Below are 18,661 nucleotides of genomic sequence, written 5' to 3'. Positions count from 1 at the left end.
TTCGGACAGCTACCCGCCGCGGCGGGGTTACTTGTTGGCGTCGGCCGCCTGCACCAGCGCGTCCTTGGTGACCGCGCCGACGTAGACCTTGCCGTCGTCCGTGATCAGGGCGTTGACCAGGCGGGTCTTGAAGACCCGGCCCTCGCCGAACTTGCCGGTGACCTTGCCCCCGAGGGAGTCGAGGAACTGCTTGGCCTCCTTCGGCGCGTTCTTGCCGTTCGCCGCCTTGTCGAGGTCCTGGAGGCCCTTGCCGGCGCCCGTGTCGATGCGGGCGATGGCCGACCAGCCCTCGCCGAGGACCTTCGTGTCGCCCTTGCCGCCCTTGCCGGCCGCGCCGCCGGTCAGGGCGTCGAGGCCGGGGAGGGACTCCAGGCCCTTGAACTCCTTGCCGTGCCCGGCTCCGCCCTTGGCCTCCTCGGCAGCGCCCTCGGTCACCTTGGCGCCCTTGGGCGCGGTGAACGCGAACGTGTCGGCGGACGGCTTGGCGAAGTCCACCTTGGTGAACCCGGCGTCGACGATCGGCTTGCCGCCCTCGGTGGCCAGCAGCTGCACGCGCAGCGGCACGCCGTTCTTGGCGTCCACCGCGATCTTGACCGAGGCGACGGTGGATCCGGCGTGCTTCGGCTTCAGCACCAGCTGGTAGGCGTCCCGGCCGGCGACCTGGGCGGTCTCGCCCACGCTGACGTCCGTGGTCGGGCCGGCGGCCTTCAGCACGTCCTGCGCGAGCTGCTGGGGCGAGGCGCCGCCCAGCCGGTCCGCGGTCTTCTTCCCGTCCTTGCCTGCCGCCGCGCCTTCGGGGTGCTTCTCGTGCCAGACCTCGTTGGCCTTGGTGTCGTACCCCCAGACGTCGGCGCCGTTGTGGACGAGGCTGTACTCGTCCTTGCCGTCCACGAACGTGAGCTTCTGGCGGTCCGGTCCGTCGGCCGCGACGCGCACGGTGTGCGTGCCGTTCGCCAGCTGCGCGATCTTGTCCTCGGGGTTGGCCGAGCCTCCCGCGACACCCCCGCCGCCGAGGAGGCCGCTCGCCAGGGTCGGAAGACCCAAGTCGGTGCTGATCTTCGCGCTGCCGGACAGCTGCTGCACGTCGGAGGCGGCCACCTTCTCGATGAGCTGCTGCGCCGTCACCTTCGGCAGGTCGGGGCCCCCGGAGTTCGCGAAGGCCGGGACCATCGCCACGGTCGCGGCGGCCACACCCGCCACCGCTACCGGTACGGCGTACCGGGCGGCCTTGCGGGTCTTTGCGTTCGTTGCCATGTCTGCCCTACCTCTTTGTCACCCGTTCTGGTGTGTCTCCATCTGACCAAAGGGGAGGGGGGCGGGGCGTCACTCCCCGGGCTCAACTCGGCGTACGCCCCAGGGATGACACGGCGAGGGCCCCGCATCCTCCTACCCGTAGGGGATGCGGGGCCCTCGCCTGCGCCACACGACGTATCCGGTCGTACCGGGCCGTACCCGGCCTGCGCCCGGTCGCGTCCTAGCCGGCGCGGTGCACCACCGCGTCGCACAGCTCTTCGAGCGCCGACTTCGCGAAGCACTCCGGCAGCGGCGCGAGCGCGGCCCGCGCTTCCTGCGCGTACCGGATGGTGTCGCGGCGGGCCTGCTCCAGGGCGGGGTGCACCCGCAGCCGGGCGAGCACCTCCGCATGCAGGGCGTCGTCCGTCAGGTCGCCGTCCAGCAGGCCCACGAGCTCCAGGTCGTCGGGGTCGCCGCCCTGGGCCGCCATCTGGCGCAGCTGCAGCACGGGCAGCGTGGGGATGCCCTCGCGCAGGTCCGTCCCCGGGGTCTTGCCGGACTCGTGCGAGTCGGAGGCGATGTCGAGGAGGTCGTCGGCGAGCTGGAAGGCGGTGCCGAGGCGTTCGCCGTACTGGGTCAGGATGTCGACGACCGACTCGTCGGCGCCGGACATCAGCGCGCCGAACCGGCCGGAGACCGCGATCAGCGAGCCGGTCTTGCCGGCGATGACGTCGAGGTAGTGGGCGACGGGGTCGCGGCCGTCGCGCGGACCGGCGGTCTCCAGGATCTGGCCCGTCACCAGCCGCTCGAAGGCCTCGGCCTGGATGCGCACGGCTTCCGGCCCGAGGTCGGCCAGGATGTGCGAGGCGCGGGCGAACAGGAAGTCACCCGTCAGGACGGCCAGCGAGTTGCCCCAGCGGGCGTTGGCGCTGGCCACGCCGCGGCGCTCGTCCGCCTCGTCCATGATGTCGTCGTGGTAGAGCGTCGCCAGGTGGGTGAGCTCGACGACGACCGCGGCGGGCACGATCCCGGGCGCGTAGGGATCGCCGAACCGGGAGGCGAGCATCACGAGCAGCGGCCGGAACCGCTTGCCGCCGGCCCGGAGCAGGTGCTGTGCGGCCTCGGTGATGAAGGGGACTTCGCTCTTGGTGGCCTCCAGCAGACCCGCCTCGACGGCGGCCAGTCCGGCCTGGACATCGGTCTCAAGAGCCTGGTCCCGCACGCTCAGTCCGAACGGCCCGACGACGGTCACGAGGGGTACTCCTGTCTGCTGACGATCACGGTGACGATCACCTGGATTGTCGATGTGTCGCTGCCTTCACTCAAGCCAGCGTATCCGGTCTGTTTTCGATCACCGAGAGCGCCCGTCATGTCGCCACCCACGCACTGCCCGATGCGCACCGGTATGTTCAGGAGGAGCCGAAACACCTGGAGAATACGTTTTGTCCAGAACTGGCACTGCACTAAACCGCCGTCGGGTGGCTGACGACGGGCCGCTGCGTCGACCTGCTGACGCTCGTCCCGGTGATCGCTCCGGCCGTCTCCTTCGCGGTCGTGTTCCGCAGCCCGCGGGTGACCCGTGAGTGGCACGGGCGGCTGCGCCCGTACGTGGGTCCCTCCCCGCACGATGCACCCCCTCCACTGAGGCGAACGAGGCGACGAGGCGGTTCCCACATGATCATCCGTACCGAGTTCCCGTACCCGACGGCGCACGAGGACGTCCGGATCCCGATGCCGGACGGCGTGGAGCTGTACGCCCGGATCTGGCGCCCCGTGACGGACGAGCCGGTCCCGGCCCTACTGGAGTACGTGCCGTACCGGCTGACCGACTGGACCGCGCCGCGCGACTGGCAGCGCCACCCCTGGTACGCGGGCCACGGCTACGCCTCGGTCCGGGTGGACGTACGGGGCCACGGCTGCAGCGGCGGGAACCCGGGCGACGAGTACGACGCGCGGGAACTGACCGACGGGATCGCGGTGGTGCAGTGGCTGGCGGAGCAAGAGTGGTGCACGGGGTCGGTGGGGATGTTCGGGATCTCGTGGGGCGGTTCCAACTCCCTGCAGATCGCGGCGCTGGCACCACCGGCCCTGAAGGCGGTCGTCACCGTCTGCTCCACGGACGACCGCTACGACAACGACGTCCATTACATGGGCGGCTCGGTGCTCGCAGTGGACATGCACGCGTGGGCGGCGACCATGCTGGCCTTCGCGGCCCGCCCGCCGGACCCGCTGTTCGCCGGCGAGGGCTGGCGCGGGCAGTGGTTGGCGCGGCTGGAATCCGTCGAACCCCTGATCCACACCTGGCTGGCGCACCAGACGCGGGACGACTACTGGCGCCACGGCAGCGTCTGCGAGGACTACCCGGCGATCGGCGCGGCCGTGCTCGCGGTCGGCGGCTGGCACGACCCGTACCGGGACACGGTGCTGCGGCTGGTGTCCCACCTGCCCGCCGAACGGGTTCGCGGGCTGATCGGGCCCTGGTCGCACCAGTACCCGGACCGGGGGCTGCCGCCGGGCCCGTCGATCGGGTTCCTCCAGGAGACCCTGCGCTGGTGGGACCACTGGCTGAAGGGCACGGACAACGGGGTGATGGACGAGCCGCTGTTGCGCTCCTGGATCTCGGAGTCCCATCCGCCGGCGACCTCGTACGAGGTGCTGCCGGGCCGCTGGGTCGGGGACTCCGAGTGGCCCTCCCCCGCCGTCACGCCGGTCACCTACGCGCTCCAGGGCGCGCCGGTGGCCATCGCGTCCCCGCAGCACACGGGACTGGACGCGGGGCGGTTCTTCCCGTTCGGCAACTCCGCGGACCTGCCGCCGGACCAGCGGGAGGAGGACGCGAAGTCGGCCTGCTTCGAGTTCCCGGTGGGGCGTGGGCCGGTGGAGGTCCTGGGCCGGGCCCGGGTGACGGCCCGGCTGCGGATGGACGTCCCGTACGGCCAGGTGGTGGCCCGGCTGTGCGACGTTGCGCCCGACGGCTCCTCGACGCTGGTCACCCGGGGCGCGCTGAACCTCTCCGCCAGGCTGGGCCGGGACAAGGCGGTGCCCTGGCCGGTGGGGGCGTACGAGGACGTGGTCTTCGAGCTGAACGGCATCGGGCACTGCTTCGCGGCCGGCCACCGCATCCGGCTCGCGCTGTCCTCGGCGTACTGGCCGTGGATCTGGCCGCGGGCCGGCTCGGAGGCGGGCTGGACCCTGGACCCGGCGGGCAGTTCGCTGGTCCTGCCGGTCCGGTCCGCGGATCCCGAGGACCGCGGCGGGATCGCGTTCGAGCCGCCGGAGCAGTCGGAGCCGCTCGGGGTGTCGTACCCGGCCACGCTGGACGAACCGCGGCCGCAGCGGCTGGTCGTACGGGACGTCGCGCGCGGCAGGTGGCGACTGGAGGTCGACCCCCGGTACGGCGGGACACGGGTGTACCCGGACGGCCTGGAGTACGGCGAGGAGGCGCTGGAGGTGTACGAGATCGACTCGGCGGACCCGCTGTCGGCCCGGACCCGCTCGGACTGGCGGATCCGGCTGCACCGGCCCGAGCTGGCCTGGGACGTACGGGTGGAGACCCGCTCGGAGGTCTCCTGCGACGAGGGCGGCTTCCTGACCTCGAACGAGCTGGTGTGCCGGGAGGGCGAGGAGGTGGTCTTCCACCGCACGTGGGAGCGCCGCCTACCGCGCGCCGCAGGCTGAGGCCACAGACCGGGCCGACAGGCCGGGGCCGCCACACCGGGGCCGACAGGCCGGGCCGCCACACCGGGCCGACAGGCCCGGCCGACAGGCCCGGCCGACAGGCCCGGCCGTCAGGCGAAGAGGCGCTCCAGGACCACCGCGATGCCGTCCTCCTCGTTGGACAGCGTCAGCTCGTCGGCCACGGCCACCAGCTCGCGGTGGGCGTTGGCCATCGCGACGCCGTGCGCCGCCCACGCGAACATCGGGACGTCGTTCGGCATGTCGCCGAAGGCGATCGTCGACGCCGGGCCGACGCCCAGCACCTGCGCCGCCAGGGCCAGCCCGCTCGCCTTGCTGACGCCCGGCGGCTGGAGCTCCACCGTGTGCTCCCCCGCCATCGTCACGTTGACCATGTGGCCGACGACCCCGCGGGCCACCCGGGTCAGTTCGTCGTCGTCGAGCTCCGGGTGCTGGAGCAGCACCTTGTTGATCGGTGCGGTCCACAGGTCGGACCGACGCGGTACCCGCACCGTCGGCAGGTGCGGGTGCGGCATCCGGTAGCCGGGCGCGATCAGCATCTCGGCGTCCACGCCTTCCCCGTCGACCGCCGCGTAGACCTCTCCGATCTCCGCCTCGATCTTCCCGAGCGCCACCTCCGCCAGCTCCCGGTCCATCTCCACGGAGTGCAGCAGGCGCCCGCGCGCCGTGTCGTACACCTGCGCGCCCTGCCCGCACACCGCGAGCCCTGTGTAGCCGAGGTCGTCCAGGACGTGCCGGACCTGCGGGACGGGGCGTCCGGTGACGATGATGTGCTGGGCGCCGGCGGCGCGCGCCGTCGCGAGCGCCGCGTAGGAGCGCGCGGAGACGGTGTCTCCGGCGCGCAGCAGGGTCCCGTCCAGGTCAGTGGCGATCAGGGTGAAGGGGAGGGCCGAAAGCGGAGCGGAAGTCACGGCGCAAGGATACGGACCCCATTGGACAAGTCCTACAAATAGAGCCCGAATCCGGCCTCCCACAGGTCCCACTGGGCACGTAACGTATCAACCAGCCACCGGGACACCCCCGGACCGCGTCGAAAGCGAGGCAGTACCCCATGCCCCAGCAGAGCCCCCTCGATGTCCCCGAGGGCGACCCGTTCGGGCCGCACAACCTCCCGTACGGCGTCTTCTCCACCTCCGGGGAACCCCGCCGTCGCATCGGTGTGCGCATCGGCGGACACGTGCTCGACGCGGGGGCGGCCGCTACCGCGCTCGGTTCCCCGTACGCGGCGCTGCTCGGGCAGGCCTCGCTCAACCCGCTGCTGGCCGCCGGCCGCACCGCCTGGCGCGACGTGCGCCGCGCGCTGACCGCGTGGGTGACCGACCCCGGCCACCGGGAGACCGTCGAGCCGCACCTCCTCCCGCTCGACGCCGTCACCCTGCACCTGCCGTACGAGGTCGCCGACTACGTCGACTTCTACGCGAGCGAGCACCACGCCACCAACGTCGGCAAGATGTTCCGCCCGGACGGGGACGCGCTGACCCCCAACTGGAAGCACCTGCCGATCGGTTACCACGGCCGTTCCGGCACGATCGTCGTCTCCGGCACCGACGTCGTCCGCCCCTCCGGGCAGCGCAAGGCCCCCGCCGACCCGGCGCCCGTCTTCGGCCCGTCCGTCAAGCTCGACATCGAGGCGGAGGTCGGCTTCGTCGTCGGCACCCCCTCCGAGCTGGGCCGCCCGGTGCCGCTGGCCGAGTTCGAGGACCACGTCTTCGGGCTGTTCCTGCTCAACGACTGGTCGGCGCGCGACATCCAGGCCTGGGAGTACGTGCCGCTGGGCCCCTTCCTCGGCAAGTCCTTCGCGACCTCCGTCTCCGCCTGGGTCACCCCGCTGGAGGCCCTGGACGCGGCCCGGGTCACCCCGCCCGCCCGCGACTTCCCGCTGCTGCCCTACCTCGACGACGCCGAAGCCGACCGGCCCGGCGGCTTCGACCTGCACATCACCGTTTCCATCAACGGGCAGGAGGTCGCGCGGCCGCCGTTCGCGACGATGTACTGGACCGCCGCCCAGCAGCTCGCGCACATGACCGTCAACGGCGCCTCCCTGCGCACCGGCGACGTCTACGGCTCGGGCACGGTCAGCGGCCCCGAGGTCGCCCAGCGCGGCTCGCTGCTGGAGCTGACGTGGAACGGGCGCGACGCGATCGAGCTCGCCGACGGCAAGCGCACCTTCCTTGAGGACGGCGACACCGTCACCCTCACCGCCTGGGCACCGGGCCCCGAGGGCACCCGGGTCGGCCTCGGCGAGGTCACCGGCCGCATTGTGGGATCCCGCTAGTCCGCCCCTCGGGACGAACGGCCTCACCGGGGTGGCGGATCTTTCCGCCACCCCGTCGTCGTAGCAGGTCACAGCCCTGCGGTTGAGGGCGCGCGGTGGCGCAACACTGCGGCAACACCACCGGCCGGAAGCCGTCGGTATGTTCCCTGCCATGCCAGCCGAACGCATCCGTGAGCACACCGTCCCGGTCGCCGCCGCGCGCCGGCGGCGACTGCGCGCGGACCAGGCGCGGCAGCTCGCCGACCTGCTGCGCCACCAGATCCTGGCCGGCGGGTACCCCGACGGCGTCCTCCCCCTGGAGGACGCCCTCGCCGCCGACTACGGGGCCGGCCGCAACACCGTCCGCCAGGCCCTCGACCTGCTGCGCGGCGAGCGCCTCGTCGAACGCCGGCCCGGCGTCGGTACCGTCGTCGTCTGCGAGAAGTACCCGCACGGCCTCGACCGGCTCCAGGGCCTGGCCGAGACCCTGCACGAGCACGGCCGGGTGACCAACGAGGTCCGCACCGTCGGTCCGGTGCGCGCCCCCGCCCCCGTGGCCGCCCGGCTGCGGCTTCCCGAGCACGCCGACGTGCTCTACATCGAGCGGCTGCGGCGGCTGAACGGGCTGCCGCTCTCCCTCGACCTCACGTACGTCCCCCTGGACATCGGCGCCGAACTCATCGGCTGCGACCTGGAGAACACCGACGTCTTCCGGCTGCTGGAGTCCCTGACGGGACAGCCCCTCGGCCACGCCGAGATCACCCTTGAGGCCGTCAACGCGGACGCGCACTCCGCCGCCGTCCTCCAAGCCCCGCGCGGGGCCGCCGTGCTGATGCTGGAGCGGCTCACCCACCTGGGCGACGGCCGGCCCGTGGACCTGGAGTTCATCCGCTTCCGCGGCGACCGGATCACCATGAGCGGCGTGCTCCGCCGCTCCCTCTGAGCCCCTTTCCCCACCCCTTTCCTGGAGACAGCCATGCCCGTGGTCCCCCAGCGCGGCGACGTGCCCGTGACGATCGACGAGTCCCTGTGCATCGACGGCTGCACCCTCTGCGTCGACATGTGTCCGCTCGACTCGCTCGCGATCCACCAGGACAGCGGCAAGGCCTACATGCACGTGGACGAGTGCTGGTACTGCGGCCCGTGCGCCGCCCGCTGTCCCACCGGCGCGGTGACCGTCAACATGCCCTATCTCCTCCGGTGACCCCGGTGACCCCGGTGACTCAGGTGACCCCGGTGAAAGGCCCGCTTCCCATGTTCCGTACGAGAGCCCTCGCACCCGCCGCCCTGCTGCTCCTCGCCCCGCTGGCCACCGCGTGCGGCGGGGACGCGGCCGGCGCGGACGGCCCGGGGACCGTGACCGTCACGGTCGGCTACCAGTCCAAGACCATCAACACCGTCACCGCCGGCACCCTGCTGCGCTCCCTCGGCTACTTCGAGCAGGAGCTCGCGGCGCGCGGCAAGAAGGACGGCATCACCTACAAGGTCGACTGGCAGGACTACGCCACCGGTGCGCCCATCACCGCCCAGATGACCGCCGGCAAGATCGACATCGGCTCGATGGGCGATTTCCCGCTCCTGATCAACGCGGCGCGCGGCAAGGAGCTGGGGCAGCCCACCCGGCTCGTCTCCGTGACCGGCTACAACCTGCGCGGCGGCCTCAACACCATCGTCACGGCGCCCGGCGCGAAGCTCGAATCGCTGGCCGACCTGCGCGGCAAGAAGGTGTCGACCTCGGTCGGCTCGGCTGCCGACGGGACCCTGGTACGGGCCCTGCAGCGCGCCGGGATCGACCCGGCCACCGGGATCCAGAAGCTCAACCAGCAGCCCAGCGTGGGGGCTTCGGCACTCCAAGCGGGCAGCGCGGACGCGCTGTCGCAGTTCGTGGCCTGGCCGGGGCAGCTCGCGTACGAGGGCAAGGCCAAGGCGCTCTACGACGGCGCCGAACTGAACCTGCCGACCTTCCACGGGGTCACGGTCCGGCAGGGGTTCGCGGCGCAGCGGCCCGGCGTGCTGGACGAATTCCTGCGGGCCCAGCGCAAGGCGACCGACTACCTGCGGACCCGGCCGGTCGCGGCGGCCGAGTCGGTGGCGAAGGACACCGGCCTGCCGGCGGAGGTCGTCTACCTCTACAACGGGTCGAACGGGATCGCGACGTTCGACCCGGCGCTGCGGCCGGAGCTGCTGGCGGCGCTGAAGGAGGACGTACCGGTCCTCAAGGACGCGAAGCTGGTCGGCGACGTGGACGTCGACGGGTTCGTGGACCCGGCGCCGCTGAAGCGGCTCGCGGCGGACCTGGGACCGGACTATCCGGTGGCCGCGGCCGCCCGACCGGAGCTGTGGCTGAAGAACGAGACCGCCACCCGGACCTTCGACACCCCGGCGGCCCTGCTGAAGGCCCTCAAGGGCGCGGACGTCCGGGCGGCGTACGTCCCGGACGCGGTGACGGGCACGCTCTGGTTCGCGGACAAGGCGGTCTGGGTGGCGGAGGGCTCCGAACTGCGGGCGTTCGTCACGCCGGCGGGCGCCAAGGCGTACGTCGACGGGCACCAGGGATCCGGGGCGCGGATCGTGAGCTTCGCCGAAGCCGGAGGCATCGCGTCATGACCCCCGGGCGCCGGCTGCTGCGCGTGGCTTCGCTGGGGGTGGCCCTGGCGGTCTGGCAGACGCTGACTTCCCTCGACGTGGAACTGTGGCTGCGGTTCGGGCAGTTCCCGACGGTGACGGAGGTCGCGGCGAAGCTCGCCGAACGGGCCTCGACCGGGCCCTACTGGCAGGACCTGGCCGACAGCCTGCGCCGCATCGTGTCGGGATTCGCGCTGGCCGCGGTCCTGGGCGTGGCGGTGGGCACGGCGATCGCCCGCTCGCGGGTGGCGGCGGACGTGCTCGGCCCGGTGCTGGAGGTGCTGCGGCCGATCCCGGCGATCGCGTTGGTGCCGGTGGCGATCTTGCTGTTCCCCTCGAACGAGCAGGGGATCGTGTTCATCACCTGCGCGGCGGCGTTCTTCCCGGTGCTGGTGTCGACACGGCACGCGGTGGCCGCGCTGTCCCCCGTCTGGGAGGAGGCCGTCCTGACGATGGGCGGCGGCCGCGGACGGGTCCTGCTGTCGGTGGTCCTGCCCGGCGCGCTCCCCGGGATCTTCGGCGGGCTGTCCGTCGGGATCGGGGTGTCGTGGATCTGTGTGATCTCCGCCGAGATGATCTCGGGGGAGTACGGGGTGGGCTACCGCACGTGGCAGGACTACACGGTGGTGGACTACCCGGGCGTGTTCGTCGGGATGGTGACGATCGGGGCCCTCGGCTGGCTGACGTCGACGGCGGTGGAGCGCACGGGCCGCCGCCTGACCCGCTGGCTCCCCACCCGCGCCCCGGGCTCGGCCCTTGCGTCCCCCGGCCCCCCGGCCCCCGCCGAGGGGCCGCACCCCGGGTCCGCCACTGCGTCAGCGGACCCGGGGTCCGCGGACGGATCCGCCCCGCCCGGCGGCCGGCACCTGTCCGGCGTCCGCTCGCCGTGACCCGCTGCGCGGAGCCCTGCCCCACCCCGCCCTTCCCCCGTTCCCACCCCGGCCACCGCTGGGAGGTGCTTTCAGGGCTCCGCCCGGACGCGTTCCGGTGCGGCGCCGCGGACGGGGGTGCCCCCGGCCCTCCCCGGCCACCGCCGGGGGACCCCCAGCGCCTTCCGCGCCGGCGGGGCCGGATCGACCTGGCGGCCCGGACGGGCGCTGCGCCGGCCCCCGGGCACGGGAGCGGAGCCGGGCGTGAGCGGCGCCGAGACCGGCCCGTCGGAACTGCAACTCGAAGGAGTGACCATGACCACCGCGACCACCACCGGCGCAGCCTTCCGGCTGCACGGTGTCCGGCTCGGACACCCGGGGAACACCGTGCTCCGGGGACTCGACCTCACCGTCCGGCCCGGCGAGGTACTGGCCGTCGTGGGGCCCTCCGGCTGCGGGAAGTCGACCCTGCTGCGCACGCTGGCCGGGCTGCTGCCCTCCCGGGGCGGGGCCGTGGAACAGGACGGCCGTCCGATCGGGGGCCCGCACGCCGACCGGGCGCTGGTCTTCCAGGAGGACGCCCTCCTCCCCTGGCGGACCGCCCTCGCCAACGTCGAACTCCCGCTCGCCATCCGGAAAGAGCCCAAGGCGGAGCGCCGCCGCACCGCCACCGAGTGGCTGGGCCGTGTCGGCCTCGCCGACCACGCGCACAGGCTTCCGCACCAACTCTCCGGCGGACAGCGCCAGCGCGTCCAGCTGGCGCGCGCCCTCGCCGCGCGCCCGCGCGCCGTGCTCATGGACGAGCCTTTCGGGGCACTCGACGCCCAGACCCGCGCCGGGATGCAGGACCTCCTGGTCGACGTGCTCGCCGGCACCGGGGCGACGGTCGTCTTCGTCACCCACGACGTGGACGAGGCCCTCTTCCTGGGTGACCGCGTCGTGCTCCTCGCCGCCGGCGCGCTGCTGGACGTACTCGACGTACCGCTTCGGCGCGAGCGGACCGCGGACCACTCCGCCCTCCGGCGCCGGATCCTCTCCTCCCTCTGACCTCCGACTCCCCAAGGACCCCACCATGGACATCCCCGCGATCGCCGACGCCGAGGAAATCTCCTGCGACGTACTCGTCATCGGCGGCGGCACCGCCGGCACGATGGCGGCGCTGACCGCCGCCGGGCGCGGCGCGCGGGTCCTGCTGCTGGAGAAGGCGCACGTGCGCCACTCCGGCGCCCTCGCCATGGGCATGGACGGCGTGAACAACGCGGTCGTCCCCGGCCGTGCCGAGCCCGACGACTACGTCGCCGAGATCACCCGCGCCAACGACGGCGTCGTCGACCAGTCCACGGTCCGCCAGACCGCCACCCGCGGCTTCGCGATGGTGCAGCGCCTGGAGTCGTACGGCGTGAAGTTCGAGAAGGACGAGCACGGCGAGTACGCGGTCCGTCGGGTGCACCGCTCCGGCTCGTACGTGCTCCCGATGCCGGAGGGCAAGGACGTCAAGAAGGTCCTCTACCGGCAGCTGCGCCGCCGCGAGATGCGCGAGCGGATCCGGATCGAGAACCGGGTGATGCCGGTCCGCGTCCTCACCTCCCCCGAGGACGGCCGGGCGATCGGCGCCGCAGCCTTCAACACCCGTACCGGGGCCTTCGTGACGGTCCGCGCGGGCGCCGTGATCCTCGCGACCGGCCCCTGCGGCCGGCTCGGACTCCCCGCCTCCGGGTACCTGTACGGGACGTACGAGAACCCCACCAACGCGGGCGACGGGTACGCCATGGCCTACCACGCCGGCGCGGCCCTCACCGGGATCGAATGCTTCCAGATCAACCCGCTGATCAAGGACTACAACGGGCCGGCGTGCGCGTACGTCGCGAACCCCTTCGGCGGCTACCAGGTCAACCGGCACGGCGAGCGGTTCGTCGACTCCGACTACTGGTCGGGGCAGATGATGTCGGAGTTCGCGGCCGAACTCGCCTCGGACCGGGGCCCGGTGTACCTGAAGCTCAGCCACCTCCCGGAGGAGTCCGTCTCCGCGCTCGAATCGATCCTGCACACCACCGAACGCCCCACCCGCGGCACCTTCCACGCGAACCGCGGCCACGACTACCGCACGCACGACATCGAGATGCACATCTCGGAGATCGGGCTGTGCGGCGGCCACTCGGCGTCGGGCGTACGCGTCGACGACCACGCGCGCACCACCGTGCCCAGGCTGTACGCCGCCGGGGACCTGGCGTCCGTACCGCACAACTACATGATCGGGGCTTTCGTCTTCGGCGATCTGGCGGGCGAGGACGCGGCGCAGTACACCGCGTACGAGGGGCCCCTCCCGGCGGACCAGGTGGCGGCGGCGCACGAGCTGGTCTACCGGCCGCTGCGCCGGCCGGACGGGCCGCCGCAGCCGCAGGTGGAGTACAAGCTGCGGCGCTTCGTCAACGACTACGTGGCCCCGCCGAAGACGGGCGCGAAGCTCTCCCTCGCGGTGGAGGCCTTCACCCGGATGAGCGGCGAGATCGAGGAGATGGGGGCGCGGACCCCGCACGAGCTGATGCGGTGCGCGGAGGTGTCCTTCATCCGGGACTGCGCGGAGATGGCGGCCCGGGCCTCGCTGGCGCGGACGGAGTCCCGCTGGGGCCTGTACCACGAGCGGCTCGACCACCCGGGGCGCGACGACGCGGGCTGGCTGCACCACCTGGACCTGCGCAAGTCGGCTTCGGGGGCGATGGAGTTCACGGCCCGCCCGGTGGAGCCGTACGTCGTCCCCGTCCCCGAGTTCACGCCGACCGGCGGGGCTTCGCGGCGCCTGGGCGAGGTGGAGCTGGTCGGCGTGGCGACGGCGGGGCCGCGCGAGGCGGTCCCTGCCGCCGGCGGCCTCCTGGTGGTGGCGGAGGCCGGAGCCACCGCCACCGCCACCGCCGGGAACGACGGCGCGGCCGGAACCGCCCGCCCTGCCGGGACCCCCGCCACTACGGGGACCGCGGCCGATGCCGGCCCGGCCGCCGAACCGGCCCCGGTCCCGGTGCCCGCGGAGTCCGCAATCACGGTCGCGAACGCGGCCGGGAGCGGACCCGCCGCCGACGCGGCCGAGGCCGCGGTAGGCAGCGGCCCCTCGCCCCGGATCCTCGAACTCCTCGCCCTGGCCGAGGAGTCCCCGGACCTGGCGGCCTTGCGGCCGTACCTCACCGACCCCGATCCGGCGGTAAGGGCCGGCGCCGTGACCGCCATCGGCGAGACCGTCCCGGCGGGGGCGGGCCCGGACCTGGCGGCCCGCCTCGGCGACGCGGATCCGGCCGTACGGGCGACGGCCGCGGCCTCGCTGCGGGAGCTGCTGGAGGTCCTGCCCGGTGATCCGGAGCTCGGGGCCGCCCTGCGCGCGGCACTCGCCGTAACGGACCCGGTGGTGCGCGCCGCCGCCCTCGAAGCCCTGCGCGCGCTGCGCCTCGGCGACGCCGCCCTGTACGCGCAGTCCCTCGTGGACCCCGACCCGGAGGTCCGGATCCACGCGGTGCGGGCGCTGGTCTCGGTGGACGCCGTCCCGGCCCTCGCGCGGGCGGCGGCGGATCCGGCGCGGGAGGTCCGGGTGGCGGTGGCGAAGGGCCTCGCGGCGGTCCACGCCCCGGCGCCGGCCCCGCTGGACCCGCTCCTGTCCGATCCGGACCCGCTGGTCAGGGGCGCGGCCCTGGCGGCGCTGGCGGCGACGGGCTGCCCCGCGCCGTACGCCGCCACGGCCGCGGCAGCCCTGGCCGACCCGGCCTGGCAGGTCCGCGCCGGCGCGGCGACGGCCCTCTCGGCAGCCGCCCCGGACACCGCCGTACCCGCACTGGCCGAGGCCCTGAAGGACGAGAACGCGGACGTCCGCAAGGCCGCGGTCCTCTCCCTGCGCACCCACCGCACCGTCCCGGAGGCCCGCAGGGCCCTGGCCACGGCCACCTCCGACCCGGACGCGGACGTCCGCGCATATGCCGTTCGTCTGTGACTCCGGCACATGGTCAACAGACGACCGTGCGCTCACACGTGTGGGCGGTCCGGAGCAGATGTCCGGCGATACGCTGAACGGACTGGCGAGACTCGGCTCATGGGAGCACCGATGAACCCGGAACACAGCTTGCCGGTCCCGCCCGCGGGCGGCTGGACTGCCGATGACCTGGACACGCTTCCGAATCTGCCTCCGCACACGGAGCTGATCGACGGGAGCCTGATCTTCGTGAGTCCGCAGACGCTCTTCCGCTCGCGGGCCGTCACCTTCTTCGAGAGGCAGATCGAGTCGCTGGTCCCGGAAGGCCTGGAGGTCCTCCGCGAGTTCACCATCGACATCGATCGGCATAACCGCCCCGAGCCTGATGTCATCGTGTGCCGTGAGGACGTCGTCAACGACCTGGCCCAGACCCGCCTTCCGGCCGAGGCGGTCCTGCTGGCGATCGAGGTCATGCCTCCGGAGTCCATCGACCGTGACCGCGAGACCAAACCGGTGAAGTACGCCCGAGCCGGCATCCCGCACTACTGGCGCGTCGAGAACAAGGACGGCCGAGCCGTTGTCCACGTGTGCGAACGCGAGCCGGTGACGGGCTCCTACGTCGCGGCCGGCATTTTCCACGACCGGCTGAAGGTCTCCGACCCCTTTCCCATCGACCTGGATCTCACCGGGATCATGCCGAAGCGGCGGCGGCCGGAGTAGTCCCGCACACGGCGCAGGGCCCGTCCCCCGGAGGGGTCGGGCCCTGCGCCGTGCATGACGGTCAGCGGACGAACGTGCTCGCCTGGCCCGCCAGGTCCAGGAAGTACTGCGGGGCCACGCCCAGGACCAGGGTGACGGCCACGCCGACCGCGATCGTGGTCATCGTCAGCACGGACGGGACGGCCACCGTCGGGCCGTCCGCCTTCGGCTCGCTGAAGAACATCAGCACGATCACCCGGATGTAGAAGAACGCGGCGATCGCGGACGAGATGACACCGACCACGACCAGCACCCCCGCGCCGCCCTCCGCCGCCGCCTTGAACACGGCGAACTTGCCGGCGAAGCCGGACGTCAGCGGGATGCCGGCGAAGGCCAGCAGGAACACCGCGAACACTGCCGCCGTGAGCGGGGAACGGCGACCCAGGCCCGCCCACTTGGACAGGTGCGTCGCCTCGCCGCCCGCGTCGCGCACCAGTGTGACCACGGCGAACGCGCCGATCGTCACGAAGGAGTACGCGGCCAGGTAGAAGAGGACGGACTGCACGCCCTGTGCGGACGTCGCGATCACACCGGCCAGGATGAAGCCCGCGTGCGCGATCGAGGAGTAGGCGAGCAGGCGCTTGACGTCGGTCTGGGTCACCGCGATCACCGCGCCGGCCAGCATCGTCACGATCGCCACGCCCCACATCACCGGCCGCCAGTCCCACCGCAGGCCGGGGAGGACGACGTACAGCAGGCGGAGCAGCGCGCCGAACGCGGCGACCTTCGTCGCCGCCGCCATGAAGCCCGTGACCGGGGTCGGGGCTCCCTGGTAGACGTCCGGGGTCCACATGTGGAACGGGACCGCGCCGACCTTGAAGAGCAGGCCCGTCAGGATCAGCGCCCCGCCGATGAGCAGCAGTGCGTCGTTGCCCATGGTGTCGGCGAGTGCCGGGTCGATCTTCGTGACGGTGCCGTCGACCACGTCGGCGATGGTCGCGTACGAGACGGAGCCCGCGTAGCCGTAGACCAGGGCGATGCCGAAGAGGAGGAAGGCGGAGGAGAAGGAGCCGAGCAGGAAGTACTTGACCGCGGCCTCCTGCGACATCAGGCGCTGGCGGCGGGCGACCGCGCAGAGCAGGTACAGCGGGAGGGAGAAGACCTCCAGGGCCACGAACAGCGTCAGCAGGTCGTCGGCCGCCGGGAAGATCAGCATGCCGGAGATCGCGAACAGCGCCAGCGGGAAGACCTCGGTGGTGGTGAAGCCCGCCTTGACGGCGGCCTTCTCGCTGTCGCTGCCCGGCACGGAGGCCGCCTGCGCGGCGAAGGAGTCCACCCGGTTGCCGTGGGCTGCCGGGTCCAGGCGCCGCTCGGCGAAGGTGAAGACCGCGACGATCGAGGCGAGCAGGATGGTCCCCTGGAGGAACAGCGCCGGGCCGTCGACGGCCACGGCGCCCATTGCCGCGATGTGTGCCTTGTCGCCGCCGTACCCGCCGGCGGCGAGGCCGACGACCGCCGCGAAGGCCGAGGCCAGTGCGGCGACGGCGAGGAACACCTGGACGTAGTAGCGGGACTTGCGCGGGACGAAGGCCTCGACGAGCACTCCGATGACCGCCGCGCCCACCACGATCAGCGTGGGCGCGAGCTGTGCGTACTCGATGTGCGGGGCCGGGATCCGGTCGGCCGGTTCCGCGGCCGCCAGCGTCAGCAGCCCTTGGGCAGCAGCCATGGTGCTCACTTCGCCGCCTCCCCGTTCTTGGCCTCGACGGCCACTTCAGGCTTCGGGTCCTTCTGGTGTACGTCGGACATGGTGTGCTCCACCGCCGGGTTGACGATCTCGGTGAGCGGCTTCGGGTACACGCCCAGCGCGATCAGCAGCACGATCAGCGGGGCGACGACGAGCACCTCGCGCAGGCGCAGGTCCTGCATCGGGCGGACCTCCTCCTTCACGGGGCCGGTCATCGTGCGCTGGTAGAGCACCAGCGTGTAGAGCGCGGCCAGCACGATCCCGATGGTGGCGATGATGCCGATGACGGGGTAGCGGGCGAACGTGCCGACGAGGACCAGGAATTCACTGACGAACGGGGCCAGGCCCGGCAGTGACAGGGTGGCGAGGCCACCGATGAGGAAGGTGCCGGCCAGTACCGGGGCCACCTTCTGCACGCCGCCGTAGTCGGCGATCAGGCGGGAGCCGCGGCGCGAGATCAGGAAGCCGGCCACCAGCATCAGCGCGGCCGTGGAGAGCCCGTGGTTGACCATGTACAGCGTCGCGCCCGACTGCCCCTGGGAGGTCATCGCGAAGATGCCCATGATGATGAACCCGAAGTGGGAGATCGAGGCGTACGCGACCAGCCGCTTGATGTCGCGCTGCCCGACCGCGACCAGCGCGCCGTAGACGATGCTGATCAGGGCCAGGACGAGGATCGCCGGCGTGGCCCACTTGCTGGCGTCGGGGAACAGCCCGAGGCAGAAGCGGAGCATCGCGAAGGTGCCGACCTTGTCGACGACCGCGGTGATCAGTACGGCGACCGGGGCGGTGGACTCTCCCATCGCGTTCGGCAGCCAGGTGTGCAGCGGCCACAGCGGGGCCTTCACCGCGAAGGCGAAGAAGAAGCCGAGGAACAGCAGCCGCTCGGTGTTGGTCGCCATGTCGAGCGTGCCCGCGGCGCGGGCGGCGGCGATCTCCTGGAGCGAGAAGTTCCCGGCGACCACGTACAGCCCGATGACGGCGGCCAGCATGATCAGGCCGCCGACCAGGTTGTAGAGGAGGAACTTGACCGCCGCGTACGAGCGCTGCGCGGCCGCGTTCTCGTCGGTCCCGGAGTGGGCCCGGTCCCCGAAGCCGCCGATGAGGAAGTACATCGGGATCAGCATGGCTTCGAAGAAGATGTAGAAGAGGAAGACGTCGGTGGCCTCGAAGGAGATCACCACCATCGCCTCGACCAGCAGGATCAGGGCGAAGAAGCCCTGGGTGGGCCGCCAGCGCGAGTCCGCCGGAGACTCGGTCTCCAGCGGGTCGGCGTCGTGCCAGCCGGCCCCGATCACGAAGGGGATCAGCAGCGCGGTCAGCGCGATCAGGACGACCCCGATGCCGTCGACGCCCAGTTGGTAGCGGACGCCGAAGTCGGGGATCCAGGCGTGCGATTCGGTGAGCTGGTAGCGGGCGCCGCCGGGCTCGAAGCGGACCGCGACGAGCACGGCCAGGGCCAGGGTCGCCAGCGAGAAGAGCAGCGCCAGCCATTTGGCGGCGGTCCTGCGGGCGGCCGGGACGGCCGCCGTCAGGACGGCGCCGACCGCGGGGAGCGCGGCCGTCACCGTCAGAAGCGGGAAACTCAT

At 72.6% G+C, this 18,661-nt stretch carries 14 protein-coding genes; 9 read left to right on the top strand and 5 right to left on the bottom strand.

What is annotated here, in order from left to right:
• Positions 1-27 precede the first annotated feature (27 nt).
• Both OHA65_RS22105 and OHA65_RS22100 read right to left on the bottom strand, forming a co-directional pair.
• On the bottom strand, positions 28-1,254 hold the full coding sequence (locus OHA65_RS22105; protein WP_405762329.1) for a LolA family protein: 1,227 nt from the start codon (positions 1,252-1,254) through the stop codon (positions 28-30).
• A 220-nt stretch (positions 1,255-1,474) separates the two neighbouring features.
• Positions 1,475-2,485, bottom strand: coding sequence for a polyprenyl synthetase family protein (locus OHA65_RS22100; RefSeq protein ID WP_327284848.1), 1,011 nt, complete (start codon positions 2,483-2,485; stop codon positions 1,475-1,477).
• A 422-nt stretch (positions 2,486-2,907) separates the two neighbouring features.
• On the opposite strand from OHA65_RS22100, the gene OHA65_RS22095 reads away from it, so the two are divergent.
• Positions 2,908-4,911, top strand: coding sequence for a CocE/NonD family hydrolase (locus OHA65_RS22095; protein WP_328763371.1), 2,004 nt, complete (start codon positions 2,908-2,910; stop codon positions 4,909-4,911).
• A 110-nt stretch (positions 4,912-5,021) separates the two neighbouring features.
• On the opposite strand, the gene OHA65_RS22090 is transcribed toward OHA65_RS22095, so the two are convergent.
• On the bottom strand, positions 5,022-5,840 hold the full coding sequence (locus tag OHA65_RS22090) for an HAD family hydrolase (RefSeq protein ID WP_327284845.1): 819 nt from the start codon (positions 5,838-5,840) through the stop codon (positions 5,022-5,024).
• A 140-nt stretch (positions 5,841-5,980) separates the two neighbouring features.
• Here OHA65_RS22090 and fahA point away from each other — a divergent pair, with 140 nt between their 5' ends.
• From fahA to OHA65_RS22050, 8 genes are all read left to right on the top strand, one after another.
• The gene (fahA, locus tag OHA65_RS22085; RefSeq protein ID WP_327284844.1) at positions 5,981-7,204 is read left to right on the top strand and encodes a fumarylacetoacetase; all 1,224 of its coding nucleotides are present in this window, start codon (positions 5,981-5,983) and stop codon (positions 7,202-7,204) included.
• A gap of 151 nt (positions 7,205-7,355) precedes the next feature.
• A complete protein-coding gene (locus tag OHA65_RS22080) occupies positions 7,356-8,126 on the top strand; it encodes a GntR family transcriptional regulator (RefSeq protein ID WP_327284843.1) in 771 nt (256 codons plus the stop codon).
• Positions 8,127-8,159: 33 nt separating this feature from the next.
• Positions 8,160-8,387 carry a ferredoxin family protein gene (locus OHA65_RS22075; RefSeq protein WP_327284842.1) on the top strand — a complete coding sequence of 76 codons (228 nt, stop codon included), beginning with the start codon at positions 8,160-8,162 and terminating at the stop codon, positions 8,385-8,387.
• A 50-nt stretch (positions 8,388-8,437) separates the two neighbouring features.
• Positions 8,438-9,790 (top strand): ABC transporter substrate-binding protein, encoded by a 1,353-nt coding sequence (locus OHA65_RS22070; RefSeq protein WP_405762327.1) that lies wholly within the window; start codon positions 8,438-8,440, stop codon positions 9,788-9,790.
• Positions 9,787-10,698, top strand: a complete 912-nt coding sequence (locus OHA65_RS22065) for an ABC transporter permease (protein WP_327284840.1) — start codon at positions 9,787-9,789, stop codon at positions 10,696-10,698. Before OHA65_RS22070 ends, OHA65_RS22065 begins: the two co-directional genes overlap by 4 nt.
• 294 nt (positions 10,699-10,992) lie before the next feature.
• A complete protein-coding gene (locus OHA65_RS22060; RefSeq protein ID WP_405762325.1) occupies positions 10,993-11,724 on the top strand; it encodes an ABC transporter ATP-binding protein in 732 nt (243 codons plus the stop codon).
• A gap of 25 nt (positions 11,725-11,749) precedes the next feature.
• Complete coding sequence (locus tag OHA65_RS22055; protein ID WP_405762323.1) at positions 11,750-14,647, top strand: fumarate reductase/succinate dehydrogenase flavoprotein subunit; 2,898 nt, start codon at positions 11,750-11,752, stop codon at positions 14,645-14,647.
• Between the two features lie 99 nt (positions 14,648-14,746).
• Positions 14,747-15,346 (top strand): Uma2 family endonuclease, encoded by a 600-nt coding sequence (locus OHA65_RS22050; RefSeq protein ID WP_405762321.1) that lies wholly within the window; start codon positions 14,747-14,749, stop codon positions 15,344-15,346.
• Between the two features lie 61 nt (positions 15,347-15,407).
• On the opposite strand, the gene nuoN is transcribed toward OHA65_RS22050, so the two are convergent.
• Both nuoN and OHA65_RS22040 read right to left on the bottom strand, forming a co-directional pair.
• Positions 15,408-17,054 carry an NADH-quinone oxidoreductase subunit NuoN gene (gene nuoN / locus OHA65_RS22045; protein WP_327284836.1) on the bottom strand — a complete coding sequence of 549 codons (1,647 nt, stop codon included), beginning with the start codon at positions 17,052-17,054 and terminating at the stop codon, positions 15,408-15,410.
• A gap of 5 nt (positions 17,055-17,059) precedes the next feature.
• Positions 17,060-18,661, bottom strand: a complete 1,602-nt coding sequence (locus OHA65_RS22040; protein ID WP_327284835.1) for an NADH-quinone oxidoreductase subunit M — start codon at positions 18,659-18,661, stop codon at positions 17,060-17,062.

It is taken from the genome of Streptomyces sp. NBC_00045, assembly GCF_045041095.1.
Classification (GTDB): Bacteria; Actinomycetota; Actinomycetes; order Streptomycetales; family Streptomycetaceae; genus Streptomyces.
This window is presented reverse-complemented; position numbering and strand designations above follow the sequence as displayed.